Source organism: Mycolicibacterium elephantis DSM 44368 (genome assembly GCF_004014805.1).
GTDB classification, from domain to species: domain Bacteria; phylum Actinomycetota; class Actinomycetes; order Mycobacteriales; family Mycobacteriaceae; genus Mycobacterium; species Mycobacterium elephantis.
This window is the reverse complement of record NZ_ATDN01000030.1, coordinates 18,189-35,856: the sequence shown is the minus strand read 5'-3', so window position 1 is coordinate 35,856 and position 17,668 is coordinate 18,189. Positions and strand designations below refer to the sequence as shown.

The window sequence follows — 17,668 nt, the reverse complement described above, 5'->3', positions numbered from 1 at the left end:
CTCGACGATGTGATCATCAACGCTGACCAAGATCATCTCGTCCTTGTTCATTTCCGATCCTCACTGTGTTCGGGTACCGGCCGGAAGACCGGTACGACAAATCCATCGGCGTCCTCGCGAAAGGCGAGTACGAGTTCCATTCCCGCGCAGAGCTGTTCGACACCGCAGTCCGCGACCACGGTCATCAGCCTGGGGCCTTCCTCGAGGTCGACCATCGCGACAATGTAGGGCAGGTCCGCGTCGAAAGGCGCAGCGTTCTGGCGGATCACGCTCCACGTGTAGAGGCGTGACCGACCGCTCGCGGACGCCAAGCTCACGTCCTCACTCCAGCAGTGGGGGCAGAACGGGCGGACATACAAGGAGTTTCGGCCACATGACCCGCAGCGGTTGACCATCAGCGTGCGGTCCTGGATCGCGGCCCACCAGGCCTCGCTGTCGGGATCGACAGTCGGCCGGTTCGGACCAACGGGTGTGCCCATCACTGCCTCCCGAGGATCATCGTCGCGCTGTGGGTGAAGAAGCCGCCCATCGCGTGAACGCAGGCCAGGCGCGCGCCGTCGACCTGCCGGTCCCCACATTCACCGCGTAGTTGCCGAACCGCCTCGACCATCAGGAACATCCCGCGCATACCTGGGTGACAGGACGCCAAGCCGCCGCCGTCGGTGTTGGTGGGCAGTGCACCACCGGGCCGCAGCGCACCCGAGGCGATGAACGGACCGCCCTCGCCCTTGGCGCAGAACCCGAGGTCCTCCACCGTGAGCAGCACCGTCGAGGTGAACGAGTCGTAGAGCTGGCAGACGTCGATGTCGGCCGGGCTGACCCCGGCTTGCGCGAAGGCGCGTGGACCCGACTGTGCCGCCGCCGATGTGGTGAAGTCGGCCCACTCGCTCATGCTCACGTGCGACGCCGCGTCGGCCGCACCGAGAATCCAGACCGGCTCCTTGGCGCAGTCCTTGGCCACCCGCTCGCCGGCCAGCACGACCGCGCCGCCGCCGTCGGTCCGCAGACACACGTGCTTGGCCGTGAACGGGTCGGCGAGCATCGGCGCCGAAGCGACATCCGCGACGGTGATCCGGTCCCGCTCAAAGGCGTTCTCGTTCATGGCCGCCCACTCGTGCGCGGCGACGGCGACCTCGGCCAGCTGCTCTTCGGTGGTGCCGTATTCGATCATGTGGCGCCTGGCCGCCATGGCGTATTTGGCGATCAGCGTGGCGCCATAGGGCGCTTCGAACTGCATGGCGCCACCGGTGCTCAGCGCCGCTGCCGAGGGCCGGACCCGGCGTTTGACGTCGGAGCGAGCGGTCGACCCGTATGTCAGCAGGGCGACGTCGATCTCGCCCCCGGCGATCGCGGCCGCCGCGTGCCCGGCCATGACCTCCCACGACGATCCGCCGACATTGGTGGCGTCGACCCACGCCGGTCGCAAGCCCAGGTACTCGCTCACCTCGACGGGTGGCAACAGCGTCCCGTGGGCGCCGAGGCCGTCGATGTCGTCCTTCGTCAGGCCCGCATCCGCCACGGCACGTCGTGCGGCTTGGGCCATCAGCGCCATTGCGGTCTTGTCGGGCGTTCGTCCGCAATCTGACAGTGCGGCACCGACGACCGCGACCCGGTTTTGGGGCATACGTAATGGTTACCACAGGTGATAATGGCGTTAACGAGATAGTGGAATCCCCGTTCTCAGTCGGTTACCGTGAGTTGGTGCCGGTACCGCTGCGAGACGCCCTGAGCGGCGATCGTCTGGTGTTGTGTCTGGCACTGCTCAACGCCCGTACCCCCGACGTTCCGGCGATCGCGGCCGCCTGCGGCTACGACGCCGTGTATGTCGACCTGGAGCACACCTCGTGCTCGCTCGAGACCGCGCAAATGTTGTGTGTCGCCGCCCTGGGGGCCGGTATCCCAGCGCTGGTCCGGGTGCCGTCACACGACCCGAGTGTCATCGCCCGCGTCCTCGACGGTGGAGCGGTGGGAGTGATTGTGCCGCATGTGAACTCGAGTCAGGAAGCGCAGGCGATTGTTGACGCCGCGCGGTTTCCCCCCGTGGGTCACCGGTCCATCTCCGGGCCCAACGCGGTGAGCGGCTATGCGCCGCGTCCGGCGACCGAGCTCACCGCTGACCTCGAACGCCGCACGGTGGTGGCGGTAATGATCGAAACGCCCGACGCGGTCGCGGCGTGCGACCAGATCGCGGCCGTGGACGGCGTGGACATGATTCTGCTGGGTCCCAGCGATCTGACCGCTGAGATGGGCATCCACGGACAATATGAGAATGAGCATTTCCATCGTGCAGTAGACTCGGTCGCAGCGGCCTGTCGCGCACATGGTGTCGCGCTGGGAGTAGCCGGGATAAAGTCCCTTGACCTGCTAAAACGCTTCGCAGGGCTGGGGTTGCGCTTCATCTCGGCTGGAACCGACGTCGGGATGATGACCGAGGCGGCCACTGCCCGCGCGCACGCTCTGCGTGAGCTCGAGAGTGACACGGCGAGCCGATAACCGAAAGTCTCGGCACCACAACAGGAGGACGGATGCCCACCGCGATCTACACCGAGCAAGTCACCGACCCGATGGCGTGGACCGGCGCCGATTTCACGAGCAAGGAGGACTTCGCGTTCGACCTGTCCTCGCGCAACGTCGTCGCGCTGGAGTCCATCCTGGCCAAGACCGCGCACAAGGATCGCGACGACATCACACCCGAGGACGCCCGGCATCCCGATCTCGACGACGACCTCGCCCGACTGTATCGGGAAGTGATGTTCGGCAAAGGCTTGGCGTGCGTGCGCGGATTCCCGGTCGAACAGCATTCGATCGACGAACTGGAGCGCATCTACTGGGCATTCTGCACGCACCTCGGTTACCTGGTGTCCAACAACTCCTTCGGGCACCGCATGGTTCGGGTCCAGGAGGAGGTGCTGCCCAACGGCGTGCAGCCCGCGCGAGGAACAAAGTCGAGTGCCGAGCTCGCGATGCACAACGACGCGGCAGACATCCTGTCGCTGCTGTGCGTCTACCCCGCCGCGCGGGGCGGGGAAAGCCAGTTCGCCAGCGGGCCCGCCGCGCACAACCGGATCCTGTCCGAACGTCCCGACCTGCTGCCCGTGCTCTACCAGGGCTTCCCGCATCACCGGCGCAGCGAGCAACCCGACGACCAACCGGACGTGACACCGTACGACGTACCGGTGTTCTCCCAGATCGACGGACGGATCTGCATCAACTTCACCTACAGCAGCATCTTGCCCGCAATGCACACGCTCGGCAGGGAGTTCACCCCGGAACAGAACGAGGCCATCGAGCTGTTGCGCACCATCCTCGTCGAGCAGCAGGCTGAGTTCCGCCTGGAGTCCGGCGAGGCCGCGGTCGCCAACAACTTCGCGATGTGCCACTCGCGGTCCGACTTCGTCAGCAGCACCGACCCGAAGAAGGCGCGCTGCTTCCTGCGGGCATGGATGGAGGTGCCACGCGAGGACCGCCGCCTGCCCATCGGGCGGGAGTACTTCCACATGGAGAACAAGGATCTGCGGCTCGGCTACGACCCCGTGCCGGGGCGTGACGGCACGATCGCGCGCAACGACTACAAGAACGTGAACGACGAGTTGGCCAACATGTTCAAGGCGGCGCAGGCAAAACCTAAAATCAAACGATGAGAACCCGCCCCCGGCTGGTCTACGAGAGATGGACCGATCCGGTCGCCGCAGACATCCTGGCGGGAGGTGACATCGAGGTCGTCAAGCTCGACCTCAACGCGTCTGACGAGCAGGGTTGGGCGGCACTGGAATCCGCACACGGATATCAGGTCGCCACCCGAACCGACGTCGTCCCCGTCGCCAATGGTGCGCAGTGGCTGGCAGGACAGCCGCTGGTGGAGCGCTGTCGGCAACTGCTTGCTGTGTGCTCGGCGGGCGCCGGCTACGACGTGATCGATGTCGAAGCGTGCACACGCGCGGGAATCGCGGTGTGCAACAACTCGGGTCCCGGCGCCGAGGCGGTGGCCGAACACGCGCTCGGACTGATGCTCGACCTGGCCAAGAAGATCACCGCGGCTGACCGGGCGCTGCGCGGCGGCCCGCTCGGTGATCGACTGGCGCTGCGGGGCACACAGTTGCTCGGCAAGACGCTCGGTGTCGTCGGCCTCGGCGCCATCGGGGGACGGCTCGTTCAGTTGTGCGCGCCGTTCGGCATGGAGGTCCTGGTTTTCGACCCCTACGTCGACGAAAAGACCGCCACCGCCAAGAAAGTGGCGCTCGTCGGGCTCACCGAGTTGGTCGAGCGGTCAGACTTCGTTCAGGTCACCTGCCCGTTGACTGAAGAGACACGCGGGCTGTTCGGGGTTCGTGAGTTCGCCGCGATGAAGCCGTCGGCGTACTTCATCACCACCGCACGTGGGCCCGTGCATGACGAGGCCGCCCTGTACGACGCGTTGGTCAACGGCGGGATCGCCGGCGCGGGGCTGGACGTGTTCCACGAGGAGCCGCCGCGACAGGACAACCCGCTGCTGCGGCTCGACAACGTCGTCGCCACCCCGCACGTCGCGGGCATCACCGAGGAGGCGGCCCGCGACATCGCGGTCGCCACCGCCACGCAGTGGCAGACGATCTTCGCCGGGCGCATGCCACCTCGGCTGCTCAATCCCGAGGTGTGGCCGCGCTACTGCGATCGATTCCATGAGATTCTGGGCATCCGCCCGACCGCCCGTGACACCGCAGCTGTGGAGTGAGATGAGCAATTACGACACCGTCACGTTCGAGGTCTCCGGTCATACCGCGTGTGTGACGCTGAACCGCCCCGAGGTGCTCAACGCGATCAACGACGAGATGATCGCCGAGCTCGCCGAGGTGTACGCCGAGATCGAACGCTCGCAGGACATCTGGACCGTCATCGTCACGGGCGCAGGCAGGGCGCTGTGTGTGGGCGCCGACGTCAACAAGGCCGCCGACCACGACATGGAGAACGCGGCGGGGATCGACAACCAGGGTGAGCCCATCCTCAGCTCGATGCGCCAATGGGATGCCCCGCAGGAGGCGACACCCCCGTGGCTGCAGATGACCAAACCGATCATCTGCGCGGTCAACGGCATCGCGTGCGGTGCGGGCATGGACCTGGTCACCACGGCCGACATCACCATCGCGTCCGAGCGGGCGTCGCTCATGGACCCGCACGTGAGCATCGGCGTGACATCGGGCCGGGAAGGCGTCAGGCTCGCCCGGATCCTGCCGCTGCCCGTGGCCATGCGGTTGATCCTGATGGGCAGGCACGAGCAACTCGACGCGCAGCGCTGCTACGACCTGGGCATCTTCACCGAGGTGGTCGCGCACGACACCCTCATGGACCGGGCGTGGGAGATCGCCGATATCGTCAATTCCAATGCGCCGCTTGCGGTGCGCGGCTCTCGGATGGCCGTCCGCAAGGGCCTGACGCTGCCGATCTACGAAGCCGAACTGCTCGCCGAGAACTACCGGATGAAGGTGGCCTTGACCAAGGACGCCATCGAGGGCCCGCGGGCGTTCCTGGAGAAGCGCAAACCGAACTGGCAAGCGCTGTAGAGATTTACGTCAGCCCGAAGAAGTTCTTGGCGTTGGTGGACAAGACCTTCCGCTTGGTTTCCTCGTCGAGTCCCGCCGTCGCCTTGTTGGCGACCTCGAGGCTCTTCGGCCAGTTCGTGTCGTTGTGCGGGTAGTCGGTCTCGAACATGAGCTGGTCCGGGCCGATCAGGTCGAGAATGCGAAACGCCACCGGGTCGCCGAAGGTGGAGAACCACACCCGTCCCGGCACCTGGGTGCTCGGCGGCTCGGTCAACAACGGGTGGATGCCACCCCATCCCCGCCGGTCCTCCCAGACCTCGTCGACCCGTTGCAGGTAGTAGGGAATCCAACCCGCCTGGGCCTCGGCGAACGCCAGCTTGAGTTTCGGGAACTGCTTGAGCTTGCCGGAGAACAGCCAGTCCACCAGCGCGATGGTGCAGTTGACCGCCATCAGCGCGCTGGTGACGACGTGCGGGGAGTCCGGGGAGGACTTGGTCAGCGACGAACTCGAGCCGATGTGCAGCATGATCCCGACGTCGTTGCGTTCGCATGCGGCGAAGAACGGATCCCAGTAGCCGCTGTGGATGGACGGCAGGTCCAGCCGTGTCGGAAGCTCGGAGAAACAGACCGCGGGCATGCCTTTCGCCGCGACCCGGTCGACCTCCTTGACGGCCAGCTCGACGTCCCAGAGCGGAATGATGCCGAGGGGGATCAGCCTGCCGTCGGAATCGCCTGCCCACTCGTCGATTTGGAAGTCGTTGTAGGCCTGCACGCACAACAGCGCGAGATCCTTGTCCTTGCCGTAGAGGAAGCGCTGGCCGCAGAAGCGCACGAGCGTGTTGGGGAAACAGGCGGACGCTTCGATACCCGCGATGTCCATGTCGGCGAGTCGGTCCTTGGGGCGGAAGCAGCCGGGGCGCATCTCGTCGTAGGTGATCGGGTCGGTGGTGAGTTCGTCGATGTCGTATCCGGCCGCCGCGCTGATGAGCGGGATCGGCACGATCGCGTCCTCGTAATGCCAGATGTCCGCGTCCCGACCGTTCTCGTCGTCGATGAACGACACATCGGAGGTGACCGTCGGATCCATGCGTCCGCGGTGCCGGACGATCCGCGGGCCGATGTCGCGATAGCGCTCAGGCAGCCGGCTGGTCCACAGATCGGCGGGCTCGACCAGGTGGTCGTCCGGAGACACGATCAGGATGTCTGCGCTCATGCTGCACTCCTTTGAATAGCGGCACGCGAAACTCTGATTCCCACAAGCGAGAATGGCCGTTTTCAGCGTAGCGTATCCCGCTGCGCGGCGGGCCGTGGGCGAGCGCATGTGGACCGGGGTCGGGGGGTGCGGCCAACATACCCGTGTACGTAGGTCGCCCCGCCCCGTCAAGAACGCGTATTCTCAGATGCATCATGACGTCGAAGAAGCGCACCGGACAGGAACCCGAAGCGGATCTCGAGCTGGTCGAGTCCGACACCGAAATGCCGCCCAGCTGGCAGGAGCGGACGATCGAGAGGCGGCTGAGCCAGGCGCGGGCCCGTGCGTTGGCCCGCAGCTCGCGGTTCTTGGCCACGGCACTCGAGCTGGTCGAGGAGTCCGGCAGGGCCGACTTCACCATCCAGACTTTGATCGACAGGTCCAACCTGAGTCTGCGTGCGTTCTACCAACACTTCGCGGGCAAGGAAGAGCTGTTGTTGGCGCTCTACGAGAACGCCACCAGCCAGTTCATCGAGGCGATCCGGCACGAGGTCGCCGCGGCGGCAGCTGACGGCCCGATGGCGCAGCTGGAGGCGTTCTGTCGGGGGTTTCTCTCCCGTGCGGAATCCTCCGAGGCGATCGGCGGCCGCGTGATGACGATCTACAACCTCAGCCTCGAGATCGAGCGCCCCGCCGATTTCGCCAAGATCTGGGAGCCGCACCAGAAGCTGCTGACAAAGATTCTCACGGCGTGTTCGCGCGCCGGACTGGTGCGCAGGGACATGACCCCCGCGCAGTTGACGACACTGCTGAACTCGACGCTCATCGCGCTCGCTCAGATCGGGGTGTTCCATCTGGGTGGCAAGGGCGCAGAGCTCACCGAGGACCAGCTGTGGGCGTGGTGCCTGCAGGCGCTCACCCCGCCCGCGGGCACGGCCAAGCCGAAGGCGGTCGCCGCCAAGTCCGCGGCGAAGCGGAGCACCGCCCGCAAGCCCAAGAAGCTAACGGGGTAAGCCCAGTCCGCGCTGAGCGATGATCGAGCGCTGCACCTCGCTGGTGCCCGCGTAGATCGTGGTGCCCACGGAGAACCGCATCAGGTATTCGAACCGGCCCTGCTCCGGGGCGGACGGCTCGAAGTAGCTGCGCACGGCGTCCGGTCCGACGAGTTCGACGATGTCCTGGCTCGCGCGAACCAGGGCTTCGGTGCTGAAGACTTTGGCCATCGGCCCTTCGGCAACCGGCACCTGACCCGCTTCGGCCATCCATACGCAACGGCGCTGGAGGAGTGTCGAGACCTCGTACTCCATGGCGACTCTCGCCAGCCGCCGCCGTACGTCGGGCTCGGCGAGCCGCACCACGCCGTCGTCGGCCACCGTCGCGGCGGCCCATTGTTCGGCGTGCGCCAGCAGTCGGGCGATATGCGGTCCCCAACCCGACGCGTGCTCGTCCTGCAGCGACAGGCTCAACACCTGCCATCCGGCGTCGACATCCCCGATGCGCCATTCGTCGCCGATCCGGACGTCGCTGTAGAACGTGATGTTGGTGCGCTCGCCGGACAGTGTCCAGACGGCCTGCGCCTCGACCCCCGGTGAATCGAGCGGCACCAGAAACATGGTCAGGCCCTTGTGCTTCGGCTTCTCAGGGCTCGTACGCGCGAGCAGGAAGACATAGTCGGCGATGTGACCGTTGGTGGTGAACATCTTGGAGCCGTTGATGATCCACTCGTCGCCGTCGCGCATGGCCCTGGTGGTCGCCGCCGCGACGTCAGACCCGCATTCCGGTTCGGTGAATCCGAGCGCGATGGTGAGATCACCCTTCATCGCGCCGGCGAGGATGCGGTCCTTCATCGACTGTTGGCCCACCTGGCGGATGATCGAGGCCACCATCCGCGTCGTCTCCGACAGGTACACCGGGGCTTCGGCGTGCATCAGTTCTTCTTTGAGTACCTGGTCGTCCCACTCCGTGCGGTTCTGGCCGCCGTACTCGGACGGCCAGGTCGGCGCGAAGAAGCCGTTGTCGACGAGTCCCTTGGCGAATGCGTCGTCGTGCGCGACACCGCTGCGGTACAGGCGTTCCTCGAATTCGGCGGTCATCACGTCCTGTAGATGGGCGCGGATCTCCGCGCGATATGCCTCTGTCTCGGCATCGAGCTGAAAATGCATGGACGGTAACCGATCCTGTCTCACGAGGCTGACGGGCGACGTGGGCGATAATGTTACTCTCAATTCTGAGAGCATTCATATCCGCATGGGAACGGACCCACATCTTGGACCTGAGTCTTTCCGACGAGCAGCGGCAGCTTGTCGAGGTGTTCGCGGCCATCTACGGGCGGGAGTCGACGTCTGAGCGCGTGCGGGCCGCTGAACCGCTCGGCTTCGACGACAAGCTGTGGAAGGCGCTGGCGGAAACCGGCGCCGTCGACATGGCGGTCGACGAAGCCGCAGGCGGTGGCGGTGCGTCCGAACTCGATTTGGCGCTGATCGCCGAGCAATTCGGCCGCGCCGTCGCATCCGCGCCGGTGGTGGAAGCTCAGGTCGCCGCGCGCCTGCTCGCCCGGTGCGGTGACGACGGCGCCGATCTGCTCGGCCGGGTGCTGGCCGGCGAGCGACTCGTCACGTTCGCACCACGCGCCGCCCGCGGCGGCGCGCTGGAACTCGTGCCGGCCGGCGCGGTCGCCGACACGGTCATCGCGTTGGCCGACGGGCGTCTTGTGGTTGCGCCACTGGGCGCGACCCGTCGCCCCGTGCAGAATCTCGGATCGCTGCCTCTCGCCGATGTGGAGATCGACGACGACGCCGCCGTGCTCGCCGAGGGCGAGGACGCGTCTCGGTTGCATTCGGAAGCCTTGGATCTGTGGCTCACGTTGACCGCGGCGGCGCTCGCCGGTGCGGCCAAGAAAGCGGTCGAGATCGGCGTCGAATACGCGAAGGAACGCCACGCGTTCGGGACGCCGATCGGCACTTTTCAAGCGGTGTCACATCCGTTGGCGGACAGCGCGACTGCGGCCGACGGAGCGCGCTTGTTGGCTCTGAAGGCGGCATGTGCGTTCGTCGACGAACCCGCGCGCACCAGTGAGCTCGCGGCGATGGCGTTCGCGTTCGCCTACGAGACGGCGCGCGACGCCACCTATCGCAGCCTGCACATCCACGGCGGTTACGGCTTTGGCATGGAATGCGACGCACAGCTGTACTACCGGCGCGTGCGTGGGTGGGCGATGGTGTACGGCGAGCCCGGCGTCGCCCTGGACCGGGTGGCCGACGCCCGCTACGGGCCGGTGGCGGGCTGACCGGGCCCGCGTGGCTCCATCACCGCGAAACTCAACGTCGCACGGGCAGCGTGCCGGTCCTTGGCCACGTCGACGACATCGACCGCGACGACGATCAGCCGCTTGCCTGCTCGCACCAGCGTGGCCGTCGCTCGCGCCGGCCCGCCCACGATCGGCGCCACGAAGTGGATCGACATGTCTGCGGTGCCGACGCCTGCGCCGACGTCCGCATGCTTGACCACCAGTCGGCCTCCGGCGATGTCGATGAGGGTGGCGACCAGACCGCCCTGCAAGGCCCCTCGGGTGTTCACCAGATCCGGCCGGTGATGGAGGTCGACGATGACGGTGTCATCGGTGTCGACGACGTCGTAGAACGGCAGCCGGCCGAACAGGTGTCCCTCGATGGTCACCGGCATCGGTTCTCCGACGGCGGTCACCCGTCCGCCCGCACTTGGTCCTTCACCGACATCACCACCGGGGGCGCGGTGCGCCAGTTCGGCACCCCTTGCTCCTCGCCGGCGACGGCGCGCCTGTCGTCGCGCACCCCGACCCAGTGGGCGTGATTGAGCTGATGCAGGCTGAAGCAGGACTGCAGCGCGTTGTAGAAGCCCATGCTGTCCACGGACTGGTTGACCGATTCCTTGATCAGCAGGGCCGCCATCGTCGGCACGGTCGCGATGCGGCGGGCCATCTCGAGCGTCCGCTCGGCCAGCTCCTCGTGTTTGAAGATCTTGCTCACCATGCCCAGGCGGTACGCCTCCTCGATGTCGATCGCATCGCCGGTGAGCATCAACTCCTTCGTGCGACGCGGACCGAACTCCCATGGATGGCCGAAGTACTCCATCCCGCACATGCCCAACCGGGTGCCGACGACGTCGGCGAAGCGCACCTCTTCACTGCCGACGATCAGATCGCACGCCCAGATCAGCATCAGGCCCGCCGAGAAGACATCCCCGTGCACCTGTGCGATCGTGATCTTGCGCAGATTGCGCCACCGCAGGTTGTTCTGGAAGAAGTAGTGCCACTCCTGCAGCATGATCTTCTCGGCGCCCTCGCGCGTTCCCCCGTTGATCACCGCCGTCGGGTGCTGGCCCGGACCCGGCGAGAACTCGGCGCGGGCCTGCTTCGAACCGATGTCATGGCCGGAGGAGAACATCGGACCCTCACCGGCGAGGATGACAACGCGAACGCCGTCGTCGGCCTCGGCGCGGGTGAACGCCTCGTCGAGTTCCACCAGCATTCCGCGGTTCTGCGCGTTGCGCTGTTCGGGCCGGTTGAGCGAGATCCGCACGATCTGCCCGTCGTCGAACGTCTCCCACTTCAAGAACTCGTAATCGCTCATGGTGTCCTCCGGATTGGGCCATAGTGGCAATGGTCTTGTCGGTTATTGAGAAGGTATGTTCTCACGGCGGCTGGAAGGCGCAGCCGGGAAGGGTGGACATGTCAGATTCCCAACGGCACCCGCGGGTGATCCTGTGGGGTCCCGGTCAAGTCGGTGTCGGCGCGTTGCGCGCGCTCATCGCGCACCCCGGGCTGGATCTGGCAGGCGTCGTCGTGCACGCCGAGGCCAAGGACGGCATGGACGCAGGCGCATTGTGCGGGATGCCGGAAACCGGCGTGATCGCGACCCGCGACATCGAGGAGGCGTTGGCCCTGGACGCCGATGCCGTCGCCTACTTCGCATCCGGCGACTATCGCTACCGCGAGGCCGCTGAGGACATCGCACGCTGCCTGCGAGCCGGCAAGAATGTGGTCACCACGTCACTGGTGCCGCTGTGCTACCCGCCCGCCGCAGACACCGAAACCGTCGAACTGATCGAGGCCGCCTGCGCCGAGGGCAAAACCACTTTCTTCAACAGCGGTGTCGACCCGGGCTGGGCCAACGACGTCATCGCGCTCACGATGACGGGCTTCAGCAGCCGGGTCGACACGATCACCATGCTGGAGATCCTCGACTACGCCCCGATCAACCAGCCCGAGATCATGTTCGACTTCATGGGTTTCGGTCATCCGCCGGACCACCCCGCGCCGCTCTTCGACACCACGCGCCTGGCCGCGTTGTGGGCGCCGACGGTCCACCTGGTCGCCGACGGGGTGGGTCTTCCGCTCGACGAGGTCAAGACGACGATCGAGAAGTGGCTGGCGACCGAGCGTTACGAGGTGGCGTCGGGCTGGATCGAACCGGGAACGATGGGTGGCATGCGGTTCAAGCTGGCCGGCGTCGTCGACGGTGAGGAGCGCGTCGTGCTCGAACACATCACCCGCATGGGTGAACCCGCCGCGCCGGACTGGCCACGTCATCCGTCACCACACGGCGGATACCGGGTGATCGTCGACGGTCTGCCCACCTACACCGTCGACGTCGAAATGCACGGCCGCGGAAACAATATGCGCGGGCTGACCTACGCCACGGTGATGCGTGAGCTCAACGCCATTCCCGCCGTCATCGCCGCACCACCGGGTCTGCTGTCGACATTGGACCTGCCGTTGGTCACCGGTCCGGTCCGGGGCGGCCATTGGACGGGCACGCTGGCGCCGACGTATCCGCGATGACCGACGATCTGTGGACGGTGATGCGCACCGCGTCGGCGGTACGGTGCTATCGCGGTGAACCCGTCGACGATGCCGTCATCGAGAAGTGTCTGCATGCCGCCACCTGGGCGCCGTCCGGCGGAAACCAGCAGCCGTGGCGCTTCGTCGTGGTGCGCTCGGCCGAATTGCGCGCGGTGATCTCGGCGGCCGCGCGGCAGACGTGGCAGGCGATGACCGACTTCTACGGGTTCGACGCACCGCCCGCGGACGCGACCGATGCGAAGGCGCGGGTACTGCGCGCGATGTACGAACACATGCACGTTGGCGGCGACGCCCCGGTCTGCGTGCTGTTCTGCGTCGAGCCACAGCCGGGCGCCAGCGACCTGCAGCAGGGCGGATCGATCTTCCCGGCCGTGCAGAACTTTCTGCTGGCCGCGCGTGCACAGGGTCTCGGCGCGGCGATCACGTTGTGGCAGGACGCATGCGACAGCGAGCTGCGCGAACTCGTCGGCATCCCGCCGCACTGGCGGATCGCCACGCTGATCACCGCGGGCTGGCCCGTCGGGCAGCACCACCCGGTGCGGCGTAAACCCGTCGCCGAGGTCGCCGCGATCGACTCCTGGACCAACCCCTGGCGAACGAGTTGAGCCGAGCCTGAACCGCGAAATCTGCCGGAGGGTCGCGATACGGCGGAAATCGCAGCCCTGGCGCAAATTTCGGCGCGAGTCAAGGCGAGCGCGTGTACAGCTGGATCGCGCCGAACACGGGCGCGGCGACGATTCCCGGCGGCGCGGCCAGCACGTCGGGGATCGCGCGCACCGCACTCATCCCGATCATCAGGTGCCCCGGGTTTGCGCCCTCGAACCCGGACGGTACCTCGTCCCACCCGACATCGAGTTGCAGCTCGAAACTCGGCACGCCCTTGATCACCGCCCGGATGAGCGGCGCCTTCTCACCATCGGCCAGCGGGCGCAGCCCCCACTGCGGCAAATCGCGGGTCAACACCCACTCCTCGTGGATCGCCAGCAGCTCACGACCGTGCCACCGCCCTGTCCACGAGAACCGTTGGCCCACAACCAAGCCAGGCTCGATGGTGCCCACCGCGATCTCGATGGGGCGGTCGAGGGTGGTGCACTCGACGCTGACCGCGATGTCCGAGAGCGTGATGCCGAGAACATCGGCGGTGGCGTTGAGCGCTTGACGGTAGGCCATGTCGAGCTTGGCGATGATCGGCGAGTCGGCGCTCACGTCCTCCGGCGGACGGCCCATGCCCATCAGGTCGACGAGCATGGGGCGGCTGTCGATGCCCGAGACGTCGACGGCTTCGTAGAGGTCGATGCGGTCGATGCTCTTGCTCAGCCCGGTGATCGTCGTGACAAGGCGCTCGAACATGAACCCGGGGTTCTCGCCCGCGGCGTGAAACCGCGAGTTGCCCTCCGCGCAGGCGCGGGCGAAGGCGGCCTCGACGTCGGCGCCGTAGGTCGGCAGGTGGTTGTAGGAGGTCGTGGTGATCACGCTGGACCCGGCGGCTAGCAACCGGCAGATGTCCTCGGCGTTCGTCTCCACGGCGTGGGCCTTGCTCGCCGCGTGGATTACCACGTCGGCCCCCAGCGCGACGATCGCGTCCTTGTCCGTCGTCGCGACGACGCCGGTGGTGGCGGGCAGGCCACACAGGGCACCGGCGTCCAATCCCGCCTTGGCCGGGTCGTAAACCAGCACCCCCACCAGCTGGAAATCCGGGTTCTCGATGAGCTCGGCGAGCGCGGCCCGCCCGACGGCGCCGGTGGCCCACTGAACTACCCGAATAGCCAATCAACTGCTCCTGGTTGCGCTTTGATGAAGCGAGATCGCTCCCCCGGCTGATCAACCTACCCTATTCAAACCGCAACCATCAGGGTGTATGTTGAACTGCGTGGTAGAGCCGGCGACCGAGGACCTCGAGCAGCAGATCCGCGACGCGCAGGAGAAGTTCAACGCGGGCATGGGCGCCGACGGTGACGCGTCGCCGTATCCGTTGCTCAAGGAACTGCGCGCACAGGGGCCCATCCATCCCGGCTGGCCGGAGATGGGCGTCGCCGGAAACTCCGGAGACGGGCCACCGACGTTCACCGCGTACACGTTCGACACGGTCAAGGCCGTCTTCACCGACAACATCACGTTCAGCACGCGCTGTTACGAAGACGTCGTGCGGCCGCTGCAGGGACCGACGATCCTCGAGATGCAGGAGCCCGAACACGCCGTCTACCGCAAGCTCCATGAGTTCGCGTTCGCGCGGTCGTCGATGAAACGGTGGGATGTCGAACTGGTCGGCCCGCTGGTGGACCGCACCATCGCGAAGTTCAAGGACGCCAAGCGCGCCGACTTGGTCGATGCGGTGTTCTCGCCGATTCCCGTCCGGGTGATCGCTGCGCTGCTCGGCCTACCGGAGTCGGACGTTCTGCACTTTCACCGCCTCGCGATCGACCTGCTGGGCTTTCGCGCCGATATGGACTGTGCGATGCGCGCATCCGCGCAGATGAAGGAGTACTTCGTCGAAATCCTCGCCGACAAGCGCAGATCCCCCAAGGACGACATGGTGTCCATTCTCGCGGCGGCCGAGGTCAACGGCGTGAAGATGTCCGATGAGCAGATCTACGGGTTCATGCGCAACCTGCTGCCGGCGGGCGCGGAGACCACCGCGCGGTCGACGGCGAGCCTGGCGTTTGGGCTGCTCACCCATCCCGACCAGCTCGACGCGGTGCGGACGGACCGCTCGCTGCTGCCGCAGGCCATTGAAGAGGGAATCCGTTGGGAGACACCGCTGCTCAACTTCATGCGCGAGGTCACCTGTGACACCGAGCTGGCCGGGGTCGAGCTGCCGAGGGGCGCGACGATGATGCTGAGCCTGGGCAGCGCCAACCACGACGAAACCCGTTGGGATGACGCCGAGAAGTTCGACATCCATCGGGAGCGCAAGCCTCACATCGGCTTTGGGCACGGCGCGCACGTCTGCCTCGGCATGCACTTGGCCCGCCTGGAAACCACGAAGATCTTCAACGCGTTGTTCGACGAGCTGCCAGGTCTGCGGTTGGATCCGGACGCACCACCGCCGTTCGTGGCTGGGATGATGTTCCGCTCACCGCCGCGCCTCGACGTGGTGTGGGACTGACGTGTTCCCGTACTAGTTCCCAAAGCCCGTATAGCTGCGGATCATCGGAAGGTCGGCCATGGTCGCGAAACCAGGCGGCGCGGCGCATACCGCGGGCACCGCATTGACCACCTGCAACGCCACGGCCACGAGCCCGGAGCGGACGTGGTCTTCGATCGAGGCCGGCCGGCTGAAGCTGGCCAGGCAGAAGAAGTGCGTCTGCATCGACGGCTCGCCCTCGATGGTCAGCGTCCACCCGTCCTTGGGCTTCGGCCAGTGCGGCGGATAGTCGCCGCCGACCGTCCACAGCGTCTCGATCTCGATGAGCGGTTCACCGGCTCGCCTGCCCGCCCAGGTCCAGCGTTGCCCGGCCGTGGTGCCCGCCTGCACGAGGTGGTCGAAGATCTGATGGTCACGGGTCGCCGGAACCGCCTCGACGTCGACGGTGACCTCGTCGATGCCGGCGTTCAGCGCGTCGGCGAGGAACCAGGTCTGCTCGGTGAACAGACCCGAGTTGAACGCCAGAAAGTCGTTACCCGTCGGTGTGAGGTCCTCGACCGGGCGCCCGAACCACATGCCGTCGAACGTGATGTCGGTGCTTTCCCACAGCGACCAGTCGGCGCGCTCCTGCAGTGTGACCTTGTCGATGGTGCGGCTCATCCCCGACAGTGCCAGCGGCAGCACGCCGGACAGGTTGCCCGGATTGAGGCCGCTGCCGTGCACGGTCGCACCGCCCTTCTGGCAGGCGGCCAACAGTCGGTCACGGTCGGGCTCGGCAATGCGCCGCGGATGGAACAGGAAAGACGGTGTGGCGACGTTCTTTCCGCTTTCCAGTAGCCGGCACACGTCGTCGATGTCGGTGAACTGCGGCGCGTAGAGCACACAGTCGGCGTCAAGCGCGAGGATCTCCTCGACGTCGGTGGTGGCCTTGACGCCGATCGGTTGCCTGCCCACCAGGGTGCCGACGTCGACACCGTGCTTGGCATCGGAATACACCCGGGCGCCGACCAGTTGGAGGTCGGGCCGGTGGTCCAGGATCGTGGTGACCATCTCGGTTCCGACTCCACCGGTCGCCCACTGGATCACTCGCAGTACAGACATCTACAAATCTCTCGCTGAAGAACTGTGCGCCGAGGTGAGAGTAACCATTTCCGGGTGGTAAAAGGAGTGTTCTCGTCCATGGACCAGGTGTTGGGACGGGGACCAGCCAAGGGATGGCCAAGGCCCGCTGAGCTCAACGCCTGGTGATTCGCGGGGCGAGGTGGACGATCTCGGGGACCACGGTCGGTGCGCGACGGGCCGCGGCCACCAGCGACGCCAGGGTTTCGGCGACATCCGAGACCGCCGACATCTGCCGGGGAATCTGACCGTGGTGCGCCCACGCCCGGTACAGCTCGGCGAGCAGATCACGGTCCGCGCCGCGCAGGATCTCGGTGTCCTCCGTCGGCCCGACGCTGACCCTGATGATCGGCAACTCGGGGTGCTCGCTGCGCCAGGCGCGCAGAATCTCGTCGAGGGCGGCCTTGCTCGCGTTGTAGGCGGCGACGCCGGCACGTGGACGGCCGACGTCATGGCTGGACGCCACCATGATGACGGGATTCTCGGAGAGATGGGGCAGCGCAGCCCGCAGCACGTGGGAGGCCCCGACGGCATTGACGGTGTAGGCGTGCACCCAGGTGGTGATGTCGGTCTCCTCGATATGGGCGAAAGGAACCACCGCGCTGGTGAACACGACCACATCGATTCCACCGAGGACATCGGCGACGTGGTCGACGACCGGTTCGATGGTCGAGGGCTTGGACACGTCGAGTTCGTGCGCGGAGCCGTCGAGCATGGCCGCCGTCTTGTTCAGTACGTCGATGCGCCGCGCTGCCAGCGCCACCCGGGCGCCACGGGCATGGGCGGCAACCGCGAAGGCCTGGCCGATACCGGATGACGCGCCGACGATGAGCGTTCGCGCTCCGTCGAGATCGACTGGTGGTCCACCCATTGCCAGGTCCTTTTCCGATACGGCCCCCGAGCCACGACGTCCTTTG

The 17,668-nt window shown here is 66.5% G+C and carries 18 protein-coding genes; 9 read left to right on the top strand and 9 right to left on the bottom strand.

Annotated elements, in window-relative coordinates; all coding sequences use genetic code 11:
- Positions 1-47 precede the first annotated feature (47 nt).
- Complete coding sequence (locus MELE44368_RS19100) at positions 48-479, bottom strand: Zn-ribbon domain-containing OB-fold protein (RefSeq protein WP_128109943.1); 432 nt, start codon at positions 477-479, stop codon at positions 48-50.
- Entirely contained in the window at positions 479-1,624 is a 1,146-nt protein-coding gene (locus MELE44368_RS19095; protein WP_128109942.1) for an acetyl-CoA acetyltransferase, read from the bottom strand. The genes MELE44368_RS19100 and MELE44368_RS19095 overlap by 1 nt, the downstream gene beginning before the upstream one ends.
- Positions 1,625-1,629: 5 nt before the next feature.
- On the opposite strand from MELE44368_RS19095, the gene MELE44368_RS19090 reads away from it, so the two are divergent.
- From MELE44368_RS19090 to MELE44368_RS19075, 4 genes are read left to right on the top strand one after another with little or no spacing between them, the layout of a single operon-like run.
- A complete protein-coding gene (locus MELE44368_RS19090; RefSeq protein WP_206613807.1) occupies positions 1,630-2,493 on the top strand; it encodes an HpcH/HpaI aldolase family protein in 864 nt (287 codons plus the stop codon).
- Positions 2,494-2,525: 32 nt separating this feature from the next.
- On the top strand, positions 2,526-3,641 hold the full coding sequence (locus MELE44368_RS19085) for a TauD/TfdA family dioxygenase (protein ID WP_128109941.1): 1,116 nt from the start codon (positions 2,526-2,528) through the stop codon (positions 3,639-3,641).
- The gene (locus tag MELE44368_RS19080) at positions 3,638-4,711 is read left to right on the top strand and encodes a hydroxyacid dehydrogenase (protein WP_128109940.1); all 1,074 of its coding nucleotides are present in this window, start codon (positions 3,638-3,640) and stop codon (positions 4,709-4,711) included. Before MELE44368_RS19085 ends, MELE44368_RS19080 begins: the two co-directional genes overlap by 4 nt.
- A 1-nt stretch (position 4,712) precedes the next feature.
- Positions 4,713-5,537, top strand: a complete 825-nt coding sequence (locus MELE44368_RS19075; RefSeq protein ID WP_128109939.1) for an enoyl-CoA hydratase/isomerase family protein — start codon at positions 4,713-4,715, stop codon at positions 5,535-5,537.
- Between the two features lie 4 nt (positions 5,538-5,541).
- Here MELE44368_RS19075 and MELE44368_RS19070 read toward each other — a convergent pair whose 3' ends face one another.
- Positions 5,542-6,729, bottom strand: a complete 1,188-nt coding sequence (locus MELE44368_RS19070) for an amidohydrolase family protein (protein ID WP_046750457.1) — start codon at positions 6,727-6,729, stop codon at positions 5,542-5,544.
- Positions 6,730-6,923: 194 nt separating this feature from the next.
- Between MELE44368_RS19070 and MELE44368_RS19065 the strand changes: the two genes are divergently transcribed.
- Positions 6,924-7,721 carry a TetR/AcrR family transcriptional regulator gene (locus MELE44368_RS19065; protein WP_046750456.1) on the top strand — a complete coding sequence of 266 codons (798 nt, stop codon included), beginning with the start codon at positions 6,924-6,926 and terminating at the stop codon, positions 7,719-7,721.
- On the opposite strand, the gene MELE44368_RS19060 is transcribed toward MELE44368_RS19065, so the two are convergent.
- Positions 7,710-8,870: an acyl-CoA dehydrogenase family protein gene (locus MELE44368_RS19060; RefSeq protein ID WP_046750455.1), complete on the bottom strand. Its 1,161-nt coding sequence runs from the start codon at positions 8,868-8,870 to the stop codon at positions 7,710-7,712. The two genes, MELE44368_RS19065 and MELE44368_RS19060, sit on opposite strands and share 12 nt — an antisense overlap.
- Before the next feature lie 104 nt (positions 8,871-8,974).
- Here MELE44368_RS19060 and MELE44368_RS19055 point away from each other — a divergent pair, with 104 nt between their 5' ends.
- A complete protein-coding gene (locus tag MELE44368_RS19055; protein ID WP_128109938.1) occupies positions 8,975-9,994 on the top strand; it encodes an acyl-CoA dehydrogenase family protein in 1,020 nt (339 codons plus the stop codon).
- Here the strand turns inward: MELE44368_RS19055 and MELE44368_RS19050 are convergent.
- Together MELE44368_RS19050 and MELE44368_RS19045 are read right to left on the bottom strand one after the other, a co-directional pair.
- Positions 9,973-10,389 carry a PaaI family thioesterase gene (locus MELE44368_RS19050; RefSeq protein WP_128109946.1) on the bottom strand — a complete coding sequence of 139 codons (417 nt, stop codon included), beginning with the start codon at positions 10,387-10,389 and terminating at the stop codon, positions 9,973-9,975. The two genes, MELE44368_RS19055 and MELE44368_RS19050, sit on opposite strands and share 22 nt — an antisense overlap.
- Positions 10,390-10,406: 17 nt before the next feature.
- Positions 10,407-11,315 carry an enoyl-CoA hydratase gene (locus tag MELE44368_RS19045; RefSeq protein WP_128109937.1) on the bottom strand — a complete coding sequence of 303 codons (909 nt, stop codon included), beginning with the start codon at positions 11,313-11,315 and terminating at the stop codon, positions 10,407-10,409.
- A gap of 125 nt (positions 11,316-11,440) precedes the next feature.
- Between MELE44368_RS19045 and MELE44368_RS19040 the strand changes: the two genes are divergently transcribed.
- Positions 11,441-12,526 carry an NAD(P)H-dependent amine dehydrogenase family protein gene (locus MELE44368_RS19040; RefSeq protein ID WP_046750553.1) on the top strand — a complete coding sequence of 362 codons (1,086 nt, stop codon included), beginning with the start codon at positions 11,441-11,443 and terminating at the stop codon, positions 12,524-12,526.
- Entirely contained in the window at positions 12,523-13,152 is a 630-nt protein-coding gene (locus MELE44368_RS19035) for a nitroreductase family protein (RefSeq protein WP_128109936.1), read from the top strand. Before MELE44368_RS19040 ends, MELE44368_RS19035 begins: the two co-directional genes overlap by 4 nt.
- A 79-nt stretch (positions 13,153-13,231) precedes the next feature.
- Here MELE44368_RS19035 and MELE44368_RS19030 read toward each other — a convergent pair whose 3' ends face one another.
- Positions 13,232-14,317 carry an NAD(P)H-dependent amine dehydrogenase family protein gene (locus tag MELE44368_RS19030; protein WP_128109935.1) on the bottom strand — a complete coding sequence of 362 codons (1,086 nt, stop codon included), beginning with the start codon at positions 14,315-14,317 and terminating at the stop codon, positions 13,232-13,234.
- A 100-nt stretch (positions 14,318-14,417) separates the two neighbouring features.
- Here MELE44368_RS19030 and MELE44368_RS19025 point away from each other — a divergent pair, with 100 nt between their 5' ends.
- Complete coding sequence (locus tag MELE44368_RS19025; RefSeq protein ID WP_128109934.1) at positions 14,418-15,653, top strand: cytochrome P450; 1,236 nt, start codon at positions 14,418-14,420, stop codon at positions 15,651-15,653.
- A 12-nt stretch (positions 15,654-15,665) separates the two neighbouring features.
- On the opposite strand, the gene MELE44368_RS19020 is transcribed toward MELE44368_RS19025, so the two are convergent.
- Both MELE44368_RS19020 and MELE44368_RS19015 read right to left on the bottom strand, forming a co-directional pair.
- Complete coding sequence (locus MELE44368_RS19020; protein ID WP_128109933.1) at positions 15,666-16,733, bottom strand: NAD(P)H-dependent amine dehydrogenase family protein; 1,068 nt, start codon at positions 16,731-16,733, stop codon at positions 15,666-15,668.
- A gap of 133 nt (positions 16,734-16,866) precedes the next feature.
- On the bottom strand, positions 16,867-17,622 hold the full coding sequence (locus MELE44368_RS19015; protein WP_128109932.1) for an SDR family oxidoreductase: 756 nt from the start codon (positions 17,620-17,622) through the stop codon (positions 16,867-16,869).
- Positions 17,623-17,668 lie beyond the last annotated feature (46 nt).